Source organism: Flavobacterium sp. 102, from assembly GCF_003634615.1.
Lineage (GTDB): Bacteria > Bacteroidota > Bacteroidia > Flavobacteriales > Flavobacteriaceae > Flavobacterium.
This window is the reverse complement of the sequence record NZ_RBKX01000001.1, coordinates 3,008,172-3,023,209: the sequence shown is the minus strand read 5'-3', so window position 1 is coordinate 3,023,209 and position 15,038 is coordinate 3,008,172. Positions and strand designations below refer to the sequence as shown.

At 32.4% G+C, this 15,038-nt stretch carries 13 protein-coding genes and 1 pseudogene; 13 read left to right on the top strand and 1 reads right to left on the bottom strand.

Annotated elements, in window-relative coordinates; genetic code table 11:
• Positions 1 to 16: 16 nt before the first annotated feature.
• The 6 genes from C8C84_RS13355 to C8C84_RS13325 all read left to right on the top strand — a co-directional run bounded on the left by C8C84_RS13355 (position 17) and on the right by C8C84_RS13325 (position 7,685).
• Positions 17 to 1,891 carry an ATP-dependent endonuclease gene (locus tag C8C84_RS13355; RefSeq protein ID WP_121314120.1) on the top strand — a complete coding sequence of 625 codons (1,875 nt, stop codon included), beginning with the start codon at positions 17 to 19 and terminating at the stop codon, positions 1,889 to 1,891.
• A gap of 10 nt (positions 1,892 to 1,901) precedes the next feature.
• A complete protein-coding gene (locus C8C84_RS13350) occupies positions 1,902 to 3,476 on the top strand; it encodes a UvrD-helicase domain-containing protein (RefSeq protein WP_121314119.1) in 1,575 nt (524 codons plus the stop codon).
• Between the two features lie 11 nt (positions 3,477 to 3,487).
• On the top strand, positions 3,488 to 4,372 hold the full coding sequence (locus C8C84_RS13345) for a DUF5677 domain-containing protein (RefSeq protein ID WP_121314118.1): 885 nt from the start codon (positions 3,488 to 3,490) through the stop codon (positions 4,370 to 4,372).
• A gap of 291 nt (positions 4,373 to 4,663) precedes the next feature.
• Positions 4,664 to 5,389, top strand: coding sequence for a DUF6088 family protein (locus C8C84_RS13335; protein WP_121314116.1), 726 nt, complete (start codon positions 4,664 to 4,666; stop codon positions 5,387 to 5,389).
• On the top strand, positions 5,386 to 6,375 hold the full coding sequence (locus tag C8C84_RS13330; RefSeq protein WP_121314115.1) for a nucleotidyl transferase AbiEii/AbiGii toxin family protein: 990 nt from the start codon (positions 5,386 to 5,388) through the stop codon (positions 6,373 to 6,375). Before C8C84_RS13335 ends, C8C84_RS13330 begins: the two co-directional genes overlap by 4 nt.
• Positions 6,376 to 6,839: 464 nt before the next feature.
• The gene (locus C8C84_RS13325; RefSeq protein WP_121314114.1) at positions 6,840 to 7,685 is read left to right on the top strand and encodes an RteC domain-containing protein; all 846 of its coding nucleotides are present in this window, start codon (positions 6,840 to 6,842) and stop codon (positions 7,683 to 7,685) included.
• An 88-nt stretch (positions 7,686 to 7,773) separates the two neighbouring features.
• Here C8C84_RS13325 and C8C84_RS13320 read toward each other — a convergent pair whose 3' ends face one another.
• Complete coding sequence (locus tag C8C84_RS13320; protein WP_121314113.1) at positions 7,774 to 8,490, bottom strand: hypothetical protein; 717 nt, start codon at positions 8,488 to 8,490, stop codon at positions 7,774 to 7,776.
• A gap of 379 nt (positions 8,491 to 8,869) precedes the next feature.
• On the opposite strand from C8C84_RS13320, the gene C8C84_RS13315 reads away from it, so the two are divergent.
• The 7 genes and pseudogenes from C8C84_RS13315 (at position 8,870) to C8C84_RS13285 (ending at position 14,957) form a co-directional block, all read left to right on the top strand.
• Positions 8,870 to 10,609: an AraC family transcriptional regulator gene (locus C8C84_RS13315; RefSeq protein ID WP_121314112.1), complete on the top strand. Its 1,740-nt coding sequence runs from the start codon at positions 8,870 to 8,872 to the stop codon at positions 10,607 to 10,609.
• 95 nt (positions 10,610 to 10,704) lie between these two features.
• Entirely contained in the window at positions 10,705 to 10,998 is a 294-nt protein-coding gene (locus C8C84_RS13310; RefSeq protein ID WP_121314111.1) for a helix-turn-helix domain-containing protein, read from the top strand.
• Between the two features lie 8 nt (positions 10,999 to 11,006).
• Positions 11,007 to 11,831: a transcriptional regulator gene (locus C8C84_RS13305; RefSeq protein ID WP_121314110.1), complete on the top strand. Its 825-nt coding sequence runs from the start codon at positions 11,007 to 11,009 to the stop codon at positions 11,829 to 11,831.
• A 105-nt stretch (positions 11,832 to 11,936) separates the two neighbouring features.
• Positions 11,937 to 12,560: an AAA family ATPase gene (locus tag C8C84_RS13300; protein WP_121314109.1), complete on the top strand. Its 624-nt coding sequence runs from the start codon at positions 11,937 to 11,939 to the stop codon at positions 12,558 to 12,560.
• 102 nt (positions 12,561 to 12,662) lie between these two features.
• On the top strand, positions 12,663 to 13,292 hold the full coding sequence (locus C8C84_RS13295; protein WP_121314108.1) for a hypothetical protein: 630 nt from the start codon (positions 12,663 to 12,665) through the stop codon (positions 13,290 to 13,292).
• Positions 13,293 to 13,664: 372 nt separating this feature from the next.
• A pseudogene (locus C8C84_RS17190) lies at positions 13,665 to 13,920 on the top strand (tyrosine-type recombinase/integrase); the annotation flags it as partial.
• A gap of 140 nt (positions 13,921 to 14,060) precedes the next feature.
• Positions 14,061 to 14,957 carry an AraC family transcriptional regulator gene (locus C8C84_RS13285; RefSeq protein ID WP_121314107.1) on the top strand — a complete coding sequence of 299 codons (897 nt, stop codon included), beginning with the start codon at positions 14,061 to 14,063 and terminating at the stop codon, positions 14,955 to 14,957.
• Positions 14,958 to 15,038 lie beyond the last annotated feature (81 nt).

The window sequence follows — 15,038 nt, the reverse complement described above, 5'->3', positions numbered from 1 at the left end:
AAAATTTATCTTTAGAATGTATATATCAGAACTTACAATAAAAAACTATAGAAGTTTTAGGGACTTTACAATCGAACTAAAACCCCTCACTCTTATAATTGGTGAAAACAACATTGGCAAATCTAATTTGTTGGATTCAATTGGTTTAATTTTTGGACAGGATATATCGTTTTTTAAAAAACGGTTTCTGGAGGTTGCTGATTTTAATTATGACACCCTTTTAGATTTTAAAAGACAAGTACTCGATTTCAACATCCCTATTGATTCTATTCAATTTCCAGAAATCATTATTGAAGCTACTTTAAAAGATTGGAACGATGATCAAGAGTCCGTTATATCTGACTGGTACAGTAATGCCGAGTTTAGTGAAGCTACTATATCTTATGTATTTGCGCCTGTAACGAATTTTAATAAACAAGATGAACTTCAGCAGCAACGAAATTTTATAACAAAATTCAAAAATGAAATTACTGAACCTGAATATGAAAAACTTCCCGAGAGTGCCAAATTAGATTTAATCAACTTTCCTATTTCAAAATACCATTATAGCATTTACGGTGGTATAGGTAAAAATACCCAGGCCAATACTTATCATTTAAATCAGTTACGATTTGAGCTTCTGGATGCGCTTAGGGATGCTTGTACAGAATTGGTAGCAAGTCATAGTAACAAATTACTTTTCAGGATATTAAATTCAAAGGAAGAAAAAGAATACCAAGATTTAAAAGGACAGCTTGTAGGATTACAGCAGGCAATAAATGAAAACAAAGCACTACAAGAAATCAAACAAGGAATTTCTGTTCAATTAGATAAAATATCATTAGCAACCGACGACTCAACAAATATCGTTGACTTAATCTTTACACTTCCTGATGTTTCAGATTTACTCAAAAAAATCAGTTTAATTTATGGTGATAATCCAATAAAAATAGAGCGAAATGGAACTGGCAGAAATAATCTCTTATTTATTTCTCTAGTTTTATCATACATTGAAGATGTAACTAGAGCGCAAAGCTCTTATTTCAGAGTCGTTGGTCTTGAAGAACCTGAATCACATTTGCATCCAAACCTTCAAGACCACTTAGCACATAATATTGAATCCTTGATTAAAACAGCAAATCAAAAAGAGTATAGAAAAGATATTCAATTACTTATAACTTCTCATTCAACACATATTACTACTAAAATTGATTTTGAAAATACAGTCGTACTTTACAAGAAAGATAATCAGATAGTCTCACATTATATTCTTGACGGATTCAGTGCTGATGCTCTGGGCAAAAAGCAAATTAAATATTTAAATAAATATTTGGATGCAGTTAATACTAATTTCTTTTATTCGAGAAAAGTGATTTTGGTAGAAGGCATATCTGAAAAACTATTAATACCTGTGTTTTTTGAAAAAATAGTTAAGCATTCAACTGAAAAATCTAGTTGTTGTGTAATTAGTGTAAACGGTTTAGCATTCAGTTATTTTTTAGAAATTATTAAAAATGGTTTCTTTCAAAAATGTTTGGTCTTAACGGATCGTGACTCAGATACAAAAGCAAAAGATCGCGCTGATAATTTGGCATCTAAATATTCTGGAGTTTCAGAAATACATGTTGGAATAACTACCGAAACAACTTTTGAAAAAGATTTAATTTCGGTTAATACAACTGGTAAAGGAAGAGATATTCTATTAAAAGTCATTCAGGAAGTTAGACCTAACAGCGGCAAAGCTTTTTTTACTAATATTGGCACTAATCCTATAGTAATAGATGAATATTTTGCTCTTATCGAACAATATAAATCAGAATTCGCATACAGCCTAATGCTCAATCTAATCGAATCTAATGATGAATTTGTAATACCAACATATATAAGCGATGGGATAAAATTCCTAGCATAAACCAGCAACAATGGCAATAAAAAAAGTTTCGGGTGAATTAATTATAGCTGGTCCAGGTGCCGGTAAAACATACAACATGGTTGAATCTATAATTGAAGCACTTCAGGACTTATCTTCTAGTAGATATTTGGTTGTTATAACCTATACAAATTCCGCAACAAATAATATTTACAGCAGGCTTTCTAAAAGAATAACTATCCCTGAAAATTTATTTATAGGAACAATGCACTCTTTCTTAAATCGTTTCATTATAATACCTTTTTCTTCTTATGGAGCCGAAGAAATCGGGCGTGAAAAATTATTTATGCAGTGTGGACTTGACGATGTTTTTAAAAAGGTCGAAAAAATGAAAGAAAAGGATAAGAGAAGTAATACCAATCAAGCTTCTGCAATTATTAAGTCAAATATCAAAAAGAGACTTAATAAACTTGGATATATAACGTATGACCAAACTTTATCTATTTCAAAAGAATGCATGTCGAAAAATTCAATAAGCAGGATAATAAGTAATAGATTGCAGTACTTATTTATAGATGAATTTCAAGATACAGGAAATGAAGTGTTTAGCATAATAGAAAATATTCGAAAAGTAAATAAAACAAAAATTTATTGTGTCGGCGATCCTGAACAATACATACAAAGTTTTGATTCTTCGATTAGGGAATTTAAATACATTCCTATACTTAAGGCATCCGAAAGTAATAGTTACAATATAAATATCAATGATAAAAATTACAGGTCGACAACAAAGATAGTTGGATTCTTAAATCATTTCAATGGAAGGAATTTTAAAAATCTAAAGTTTGAGCAAAAAGCTGTATCGAAAAACCCTGATTCAGTAACAGAACTTGACACTGATGAAGAAATAGTATTTATTACGCAATGGGAAACAGTAACACCAATAATCGAGAAATTCTACAGTAAATGTGAAAGCATCTCAATTAGCATATCGAACAGATGCATATTGGCGAAGAAAAACGACGTTATTAAGCGTGTTAAGTCCTCCGTAAATAATCAATATATGGATCCAAAAAAGAATTCCATTGTCCTCCCTATAAATGTCATTCAGGATACTTTACTTTCTACTTTACAAATGAATCAGACGCAATTCTGTACTAAGTATGAAACAAATATATTTACACTTAGAAAACATGCCGTTGCAATATTCAAGGCTATAAATTCTGGGGTTATAACTAATGAAAACACTTTTGGATTATTTGTTAAAAATGTTCTTAAATTAGAAATGAAGGAGGGATTACCTGTGAAAATTGAAAATCTGAAATTCGATTTTAATAATAAAGAAGTAGGTAATTATGTTACAGTTTCTAATATACATACTATTAAAGGTTTGGAATCAGAAGCTGTACTCGCGATCGCTAAAACTGAAGAAGAGCTTTTATTATGGATAGAAACTGACCACTCAATAAGAGAAAGTAAACGTGACAATGAAAAAACTGACTATCCACGCTTGGGATATGTTGCATTTAGTCGCGCAGAGCGGTTATTATGTATAGCGTGTCTTGAAAAGATATCTGAGACAACAATAACAAAACTGGACAGTTTAGGCGTAGTCTTGATGTCTTAAAATATGGTTTTATGGACATTCAGAAACTATTATATCAAAACCCTTTAACCTTTTATGAATACATCTTATTAGGTCCGTTAGCCCAGGTTTATGTTGCTAAAAAGAAAACCAATGTGCCAAATTGGATGAATTATTCGAATTTGCTAATCGATAAATTTGCTATTCACTCTTCATCTTTCTTCCATCTTTCATCAGGTATCATAGAGCATAAAAGCTCAACACCTGATATCAAAGTTACAGGCTACGATTTATTTAGTGTAAATTCAATGTTTAGGGTAATGATGGAAACATATATTACTTTCAATCACATCTTCGTTGAACCCAAATCAGAAGATGAAAAACAATTTCGATTTTACCTTTGGAAAATAGATGGATTGTTGGAAAAAAAGAAATTCAAAATCGACTATGAAAACCTACCTAAGCTAAAGCCTGTACAAGAAAAAGACAAACAAGAACTTCAAGAAATGTTTGAATTAATAAAGACGAACTCATTTTATAATTCATTAGAGACTACAGAGCTTGTGAAAATATATGACCCAGAAAAAAGAAAATCTTTATGGAAATTCTCAATCAATGAAAATTATAAAGTAAGACCTTTAAAAATCATCGAACTTGTTGAGCAAGTTTGTAAAACAGATGCTTTTATCAATGCTTACAAATACGCTTCAGTTCATACCCATTCCAATTATATTTCAATAGAACATTTTGAAAAAACAAGAAGCAAACCAATTTCAGAAGAGTATACAGATCCTTTAACAAGACTAGCAATATATTTAACAGCACTAATAATTGAAGATATTTGTAAAATAGATGAAAATGCAGGAAGCCAATTTACATCATTACCGGCTTTTTTTCAAGATTTTATAACAGGTATAAATAAAAGTATTAGGAGTTAAATTATTTTACACCTTCGCAACTATAAGTTTAAAACTACCACAATCCACTACAAAAAACTGATAGCGCTGTTGTAAAACAACAGCGCTATCGCTCGCACAATTTATTACTTTAATAAATTGCTGTAAAGTTAGGCTGCCTTTTTCGACAAAGTCAAGCCTATAGTATCCAATATAGTTTAGTAACAGTCTGTAAAACAAAGCATATTCAAACATTTTGTCAAGTATATTGCTTCGTTTACTTGACAATTTAAAAAAATAATAGTATGTTTGTCTTCTATAAAAAGATAGAGCATGACGATTTCAAAAAAAATAGAAGACAAGGTTAAGAAACTGCCAATAGGCACTACATTCACTTATCAAACGCTTTCTGTTAAATCGGATGAGTATGCGGCTACTGCAAAAACATTAGAGCGTTTAATAAAAAAGGGCGTGTTGAAGCGAGTTTCAACTGGGGTATTTTATAAACCAAAGCAAACCGTTTTTGGCGAATTAAAGCCCAGAGAAGAAGAACTTTTAAAAAACTATCTATTCGAAAATGATAAAAGAATTGCCTACATAACAGGAGTAAGTTTATACAATAGGCTTGGTTTAACAACACAAATACCTAAAGTCATTAAAATTGCCAGCCGCGACAAACGAATTTCTGCATCAATCGGTAGTTTAAAAGGAAAACCGGTAAAAAGTTATATTGATGTTTCGGATAAAAATTACTATTTATTAGAAATTTTAGATGCACTGAAAGATTTCAAACAAATCCCCGATATGGATAAAAGGTCAGGGCTGTTACTTTTGGCAAATGAGATAAAAAAATGGGATAATAAAGATAAAAAATTACTGTTAAAGTATGCCTTGAAATACCCTCCAAGGGTTCGTGCAATTTTAGGAGCAATAGTCGAAGTTTTTATGGATAATGACGAAATAAAGCCATTAAAAAAAAGTCTTAATCCACTTTCACAATATGAATACAAAATTACAGAGGATATTTTACCCAATGCTAAAAACTGGAACATAGTATGACACTACACGAAAACAAAGAACTATACAATGATGCGATACTGGCAACAGCGCAACAAAAAGGAATTAAGGAAATCTATGTTGAAAAAGATTATTGGGTAACACTGGCCTTAAACCGCATTTTTACTTCAAATATAGGAAAAGAAGCAGTCTTTAAAGGAGGAACAGCATTGTCAAAATGCTACAAAATAATTGAACGCTTTTCAGAAGATATTGATATGGTCATTCTCAGAAATGAACAAGAAACGGGGAATCAGTTAAAAGCAAAAATCAAGAAAATTTCAAATGTTGTTGCCGAAATTTTGCCCGAGATTGAAGTCGAAGGAATTACAAACAAAATGGGAATGATTCGAAAAACAGCTCATAGCTACGAAAAAACCTTTGAAGGCGACTTTGGTCAGGTTCGTGATATCATTATAGTAGAATCAACTTGGTTAGGAAGTTTTGAACCATATACTAACGCAATGGTTACATCTTTTGTAGCCGAAATGATGAAAGCTAATAATCAGGAAGCGCTAATCGAAGAATACAACCTCAACGCATTTGAAGTCCTCGTACTTAGTTTAGAGCGTACACTTTGTGAAAAAATAATGAGCTTAATGCGATTTTCATTTACCGAAGATCCTATTACCGATTTGAATAACAAAATCCGTCATATCTATGATATTCATAAATTATTGGAAAACAAGGAAGTTAATGCTTTTTTTAATTCCCCAGGTTTTGATAAACTATTACTCATAGTTGCCAATGATGATGTCATAAGTTTTAAGAGCAATAACGGTTGGCTCGATAATCATCCTGCAACAGCTATGATTTATGCAGATATTGAAAACACATGGAGTCAGATGCGGAATACATACAATACAACTTTTAAAGACTTAGTATACGGCGAACTGCCTACCGAAGAACAGATTTTGGAAAGTTTAAACAAAGTGAATGAAAGACTAAAAATGGTAAGCTGGAAAATCGACAGGCAAACAACAACTTGATAGTCTTTAGCTAATAAAATTGTTTAATTTATTACAATTAACCTTTTTCAAAAACCGCTCAACTTCCCTTAAAATATGTTCATCTCCTAATCGGTCAGCTTCAAGAAACCTTTTACGTTCAAGTTTTATTTCCCTAAAAAAGAGATATATAAACAGAACAAATAATAGTGCAGACGGAAGAATAACAATCATTTTTATAGGTTTTAATTAATTACATTTGATATTAAGAATTTAAAATTAAGAGGAAAACCAATACCGCAGATTTAATTACATGGTTCGATAGCGGAATAAATGCCCAGTATACATTCGGTATCAATTATTGTCTCAAGTAATATTTTTTTCTAGAACATATATTGCAATTCGGGAATTCGGAGTATTCAATTCGGGAATTACACACCACACCATTTGCACTCAATACAGCACTCCAATAGATTTGCCCATACCAACCAACAAACTGCCGGCAAATGAAATTGTTTTCTGAATCCTTACTATCTGAATTAGAGCATCAATTAAAAAGCATCCATTCTGAAACGGAAGAACCAATTCTCTATGCGGAGCAAGCAATAAAGCGACTAATTACAATACTGGAAAAATTAAAAACTGCGTTTTTAAACCACCAATTCAAAAACAAATCAGAAGAGATTGATTTTTTCAGGAATATAAAACCGCAATTTGCGGCCAAACTGATTTACTACAATGACATCTATAATATAGAGACCAACAAACCTTTCGGTTCTAAAAAAGCAATCCGCAAATACTACAATGCCGAAGTAATAAAACTAGAAACCTACTTCACCGAAAATGCTGAGTTCTACAAATACTACCGCACGGGCAACCGCAACCTCGACAACAAATATTTCATTCGCGGCAAACACGATGTTCGGCATACACTCGATAGCTTTTACTTTCAGGCAGACCATCGATTTTCTACTTCACACGATTATAAAGTAGCGAGGATTTTAGCAAACGATAGGATTAAAATCTACTTAGAAACAGAGATTTCCAAATTGGAAAACAAGGAGAATCCTAACACAGTTACGATACCTTTACGCAAAACACAAAAATGGACCGGTTCAAAAGTAGCTTTAGTCGAACTGATATATGCATTGCACACTGAAGGCGTTTTCAATAACGGTGCATCAGAACTCAAAGAAGTTACCACATTTTTCGAAGCTGCCTTTGGTGTTGACCTCGGACAATTCAACAGAACGTTTCTTGAAATCCGCACCAGAAAATCCGAAAGAACCAAGTTCCTAAATGTCCTAAAAGAAAAACTAATACTTCGCATGGATGATGCCGACGAAAATTAATAAGGGCTGCCATATCTCGACAGCCCTTACTCTTAAAACGTCAGTTCTAGTATCTCGATACAATCGGGATGTATCGAGAACTTTGCTTCTAATTTGTTGCTATACCACAAACCAAGCCTTCTACTAAACTCTCAGCAGTTCCAAATTCTGCTCCATAAACTGCTCCAATTACATTAACTATGAGGATTGTCCAATCAGGGTCAGTATTCTTCTTAGGTTTCTTTTTAGCTAAATAAGCCGAATGCCTTGCAATCGATGTGGTAGTCAAAATAATCTGTTTATCTTTTGCAGTGAGTAGTGTATCGTTGAGAATTTCTTTTTCATAATCAACTACAAACTGATAAAGAACGTCACAATTGGTCTCGGTATCAAAGACAACAACCAATGAATTAATAAAAGAGCTGAAGCTTAATTTTGCTCTTGATGACATACTCGAAGCTGAAAGAACTTCGGCTACACAAGTGTTTTTATGATCCAAAAGATACTGAATCCTTGTTACAGAAACTGGGTGATAAGAGGTCGTCTTTAGCGGCTGAAATCCGGTATTGGCATCGGCTAAGGTTTCAACTTTGGTAATAATCCCTGACAATGTCGTGGGCTTATTACCGCTTTCATAATACGATTCAAAAATTTCGTTGTGAATCCAACCAGCATCATCATAAGGATTAGCGGCATTACCCGGAAGTTCGGTTGCTGTTCTACTGAATAATTCACTACTGCTTGTAGCAGCCTTTGTAATGTCAGAGGCATTATCACAAGAAATAAAAAAAGCCAAAATGATCAAACATGAATATAATGTTTTCATGGTTGTTAATGTGTTAAATGTTACTGATTACTTTTTTTTCATCAGTTCATTTCGCCCGGGGTAATCTGAACAGTGGTTCGATTTTGCTCATAACAAAACCATTTGAATTCAGGGCAAAACTAATGGGCATTTTTACGCTCCACAAGTCATTAACTACACCATTCGGGAATCAAAAATGTATCATTCCCGAATGGAACACTTCAGATTTTTAAATAAGGAACGACGGTTCAGAGACTTACATACCAATCAGTATAATTCTCAATTTGCGACTATATTTCGTACAGTTTTAGAATATTTTTTTTACATTTATTCGCAATAAATAGACCTCAAGACGCATTATTTTTGTGTTTTTTAATTGTTTAAGTTCCAATTCCTTAAAATGATTCAAAAAAAATACTTGCCCATTTTATTGCTATTGCTTTCACATCATGTGAAGGCGCAGCTGACGGTTAGCAAAATTCCAGACAGCCTATTAGTTAAGAATTACAATTACCTAAGTAATGCCACTTTAAAATATAAAAATGATAAAATCAAGTCATGGCTATATGCTCAAACTTGGCTAAGAAAGTCAAAGGCAGATGCTGACTTTGGGCAAATGGTATTGGCATATAAATCGGTATTATATCTTTCTGAAAAAAAATCTTGGGGTTCCTATGCAGACAGTATGCTTATTGCAGCAAAGCAAACAAAAGACGAAGTCACGATTGGCTCAGCTTATATGACTAAAGCGACAGTTTATTATGGACAAAAGGATAATAAAAATGCCTTAGACAATTTTTTATTGGCTGACGAGCATATTTCTAAAACAGATGACAGCTATTCCATTTATAAAGTAAAATTTGGTATTGCTCAGACCAAATACTACTTAGGATTCTATGATGAAGCAATAAGCCTATTTCGGGAATGCATTAACTATTTTAAGGAAGAAAATGACCGCGCCTATCTCAACTCCATTCATGGATTAGGCGTGTGCTACAGCAAAATTGGTAAGTATGACTTAAGTTCAGCCACAAATCAATTAGGAATTAATGAAGGACGAAAGCTGGAAAACCTTGATATGGAATCCTACTTTATACATTCCGAAGGAATTAATCAATACTTCAAGAATAATTATAGCAAGGCAATCAAAGATTTGAATAGTACTATACCAAGTATGCAAAGTAATAAAGACTTTGCCAATGAGACAGTCGCATATTTTTATTTAGGCAAGTGCTTTTGGTCTCTTAAGGAACAAGAAAAGGCAATTGAATATTTTAAAAAAGTCGATAAAGCATTTGAGCAGCAAAAATACATTCGTCCCGATTTACGAGAAAACTATGAATTACTGATAGATTACTATAAAAACCAGGGAGACACTAAGTCCCAATTATATTACATCAACCAGTTGCTAAAAGTTGATAATGTACTTAGTCAGAACTATAAATATCTGTTGAGAAAAATAGTCAAGGAATATGACACAAAAGAATTACTAAAATCAAAACAGGATATCGAAAATGCAATGACATTCCGAACGGTGATCGGTTTTAGTATCATTTTCCTAATGGCGCTTGCTATAATCTATTTAATTTATAGGCATTTCAAAAACAAAAGGCTCTTTGAAGAAGTAATGAAACGCGATACCGCCCAACCAAGAACTCTTGATATTTCTAAAGAGGTAATGGTATTGGAGGTGACCACAAAACAGGAAGTAAACAATTCGCTAATTCCGGAAACCAACAATAAACAAACAACTCAGGAAATAAGCCCGGATATTGAAGCCGGTATTCTCAAAAAGCTTGACAAGTTTGAAGGAACTAAAAAGTATTTAGAAAAAGACATGACACTGGTAAAAATGGCTTCGTTACTAAATACAAATACAAAATATGTGACCAAGATTATTGCCAAACACCGCGGAAAAGGCACCATCGAATACATAACCGATTTAAAAATAGATTACATAATTGATATCCTAAAAAAAGAAAGCAAGTACCGCAACTACACTAACAAAGCATTAGGAGAAGAAGCCGGTTTCGGTTCCACCCAAAACTTCACTCGGGCATTCAAAGTCCGAACGGGAATTACACCAACTTATTTTATTTACAAATTGAAAAAGTCAATGACAGCAAGTAATTTCGAATAAATTTTATTTTTTTCTTTCACAACTTGTGATTGACTTGTGAAATAAAAATTCCCAAATCATACAATTTTGTGCCATAACAATGTAAAACATAAATTATGGCAGTTGAAATTCTAACTAAGGAAGATCTAAACGATTTCCGCACATTACTTTTGAATGATATTAGAGAAATCATCCAAGGCAAAACCGAACAAACAAAACAATGGTTGAAATCAAAAGAGGTTCGCAAACTTCTCAATATCTCTCCGGGAACTCTACAAACCTTGCGCATTAACAAAACCTTGTCGTACACTAAAATTGGAGGCATAATCTATTATGCACACAAGGATATTGAAAAATTACTCGATGACAATAAGGTAAGTTCAGAAAGAACACTTTTTAACTCAAAGTAATTCAAATCATGAATTACATAAAGCACCTCACAGGCTTTTTTGATAAGGTGGCCAAAGACAGAGCTTTGAATCCAACCCACGTAAGTCTATACATGTCGTTGTTTCAGTTCTGGAATTGCAACCGGTTTAAAAATCCGATAAGCATTTCGCGTGACGAAGTAATGAGAATAAGTAAGATTAGTTCAAAAGCCACGTACCACAAATGCCTCAAAGCTTTGCATGCGCAGGGCTATATCAAATACGAACCCTCATACAATCCATTCAAAGGAAGTCATGTTTTTTTATTCAATTTTTCAGATGATCTAAAGCCTTTACCTAAAAGTGCTAGTTCAAATTTTAAACCAGTCAATGAACAACTATTGAACAAGTCCTGTACTGGTTCTGAAACAAGTACTGAACAGGTTGATGAACAAGTCGTAGTACCTTATATAAACAATACAAACATTACAAACAATTTAAACAATTCAAACAGTTTAAACTTGGGCGAGCAATCCAAAAAAAATGAAAATGATGATTCTATTTTTAAAAATGAAAAAGATTTAAAAGAAGAAAAAAGTTCCGCTAAAAAAGAAGAAAAAGAAATTGTTCCAAAAATTGAAGAAGTTAGATCCTATTTCTTAGAGCAAAACTTTCCGGAAATGGAAGCCCAAAAATTCTACAACTACTTTTCAAGCATCGGCTGGCTAGTCGGTGGAAAAATACCAATGGTTGACTGGAAAGCAGCAGCCAATAACTGGATGTTTAACGCCCCAAAATTCATTTCAAATGAACGAACAGATAGAACAAAACAACTCGACACCTCAGCAAACAAAGATTACTCAGAGCCACTTTAAGCTGAACTTGTTTCAGCTTCTCTCAAACTGTCATCCTGAGCCTGTCGAAGGACTTTGCGAACCTTGCGTCAAAACTTCGCGCACTTTGCGGTAAAACACTAAACTATGGAAACAGAAATAAAAACCCATTACAACTATCACGAAATAGTTACTTGGTTAGAACAGAAAGGCATCGAATTATACGGCAATCATTTCAAAATCCTTGAAATCGATTACCCAATCATATACAAACTCATCGCTTATTTTCTCAAGGACGAGGCATCATGTTTTCAATACAACATCAGTATCAATAAAGGAATTCTACTTTCTGGACCTATCGGCTGCGGCAAAACGACACTAATGAGCATCATGAAATACCTAACACCTGCAGAACACAAATTTTTCGTGAAACCGTGCCGGGAAATAAGCTTCGAATTCATTCAAGACGGCTACCAAATCATACACAAATACAGCAAGGGAAAATTATATGAGTCAGAACCTAAAATAATCTGTTTTGACGATTTAGGAACAGAGAACAACTTAAAATACTACGGTAACGAATGTAACGTGATGGCAGAAATACTATTAAGTCGCTATGATATTTTTATTGCAAAAAAAATTCCAACGCACATCACTACAAATCTATCAGCATCAGAAATTGAAACCCATTACGGCAAGAGAGTAAGAAGCAGAATGCGGGAACTATTCAATTTAATAGCTTACGACAACAATACTAAAGACAAACGTTAGGGACGAGCGTTAAAAAACAGTACAGTGAACTGTTTTAGCGAAGTAGCCAGGCGGAGCGATCGCATTAGAAATCAAATCAAACACTTTAAACAAAATTTTATTATGAAAACAATAGAACACTTTTGGTCCTGGTTCAGTGGCCACCAATCAAAATTAAAAAACCTAATCACACTAAGCGCAAAAGAAAAAAAGTACTATGTATATTGGCTTGATTGGCACCTGCATTTTTACGCTCCGGGAGTAGATTTTATCTTAATATTCCCTAACCGCAAAAATGAAAAAACAAAAATGATTATATCAGCCAACGGGAATCCTGATTTTTTTACTAAAGTGGAAGAAGTCATTAAACCAGCACCTAAATTTAAAGATTGGGAATTTAAAGCATTTGTTCAGCCTTCCAAAGACATTGACGAAATGGAAGCAGGGCTTGATAAGCCCTATATCTTCAAAGATATTAATCTCAAAGCTAGCGAACTTAAATTCATTCCTTTTGAATATGAAGATTCAAAAAAGATTGACATGATTGTCTACCTAAAGAATTTTACGGTGCATTGCAATAATAAAAATCTACTTGAAGCAGTATTCATTATCATGCAGGACATTATCGGAGAAAAATCATTATACAAAAACATCAATTTTGTTGAATTAGCTCAAATGCCAGAAGATGATAACATTGAGCTGATTTATCTCTACGATTTACAATGTTATCTTGACGAAATAAATACTAAATAAGCAATAGATTTGGAACTATTCTTAATAAAAAACAACATTTTAACAAATATTTGGTTAAACAGTAATTTAGTTTGGTTAATTATGTATTGTTTAGTTTTTAAAATAAAAAACACCACCACAAGCATACAAAGACAATTGTTGTGATAGTAACAGTCATTCTAAATCAAAAGACCTGGTGCTTGGACAGGTAGTAATGGACAAATGTTTATAAATAATGAATACGGACAATCTATTTCTGTAATTAATGTTGCTACAAATGCAGTTGACCAAACTATTGCTTTAGATTTTATACCGGGTATAAACCAAACGACATAGTTTTAAAATGTAATTATAAATACGAAAATCATCTACAATTGTATTAACGAAGATTAATTACTACTTCTGTCAAATCAAAAGATGAATGCTTATTTAAAAGAAATTGCAGTAGTTTGAGAAATTGAAAAAAAGAATTGACTTTCCATATTCCTAGACATGCTTTTGCAACAACTGTAACTCTTACTAACGGAGTTCCTAATGAAAGTGTTAGCAAAATGTTAGACATAAAAACTAGAGAACAACTCAACATTATGCTAAAGTATTGGATAGAAAAGTTAGCGGTGATATGAAAATTTTAATGCTAAGTTTTTAAAGTGTTGATAATAATATGTTAAAATAATTGGAAAAAGGATAAATAACAGTTGGTTTTATAAACGAAAAACAACTTTTAAGTACTCCTTTCTTTAAACTATTTGAATTTGATTAATTTTGTATCGTTATAAACTCAACAAGTTGGATAAAAGCACAATTAAATTACACACAATAAGTGATATTTTAAAAATCTTAGACGAGAAACCTCAATCTGACGGATTGCATGTGTATTCAAACAAAGATATTATTACAGAAAATCCGTTTTCTTATCCATTTAGATCAGATAATTTTTCTGTAATGTTAGTTGTTTCAGGCAAATTAAGCATTCAATTAAACCTTATAAACTATACTCTTGAGGCAAACGATTTTATAATTGTTTCTCCTAAAACGGTCATACACATTTTAGATATACATGAGGGAATACAATTAATTGGGATAAGCTTTACAATTGATTTTGCACTTAAAAGTAATATCAATAAAAATAATATTGAAGCATTCGATTTTTTTACCTCTAAAATAATTCCTAAACTTTCTTTCGGTTATCAAGAAATGGAATCCTTTTTATTTATGGTAAACCTTTTACAGAAAAAAAATATCGAAAGGAAAAATAACTTTTTTGGAAGTGAAATGATTAGTCATACATTCAGTTTATTAATGCTTGAAATAGCAATAATATACAAGAAAAATTATTCTGAATTAAAAATAGAAGCCTCTCGTAAAGAAGAACTTATGATGAAATTTTTTAAACTTCTTGAAAATAATTTTAAAAGAGAACGTAGTCTACAATTTTATGCAGACAAACTTTTTGTTACTACAGGTCATTTAACCAAAGTATTAAAAGACGTTGCTGGAAAAACTGCGGGTGAATTAATTGATGATGCTGTGATTATGGAAGCTCGAATTTTATTAGCAAATCCATCCTTAACAATTTCCCAAATAGCAGATGAATTACAATTCAGCGATCAATCTTTTTTTGGAAAATTCTTTAAAAAAAAGATAGGAGCTTCTCCTTCAGAGTATCGCAAAGGCAAAACTTAATTTTTCTAATATGATTGGTTTTGACCAAAAATGGATTCAAAAAACTCTTTTTATCATATTGTTTAACATCTAGTTTTGCTA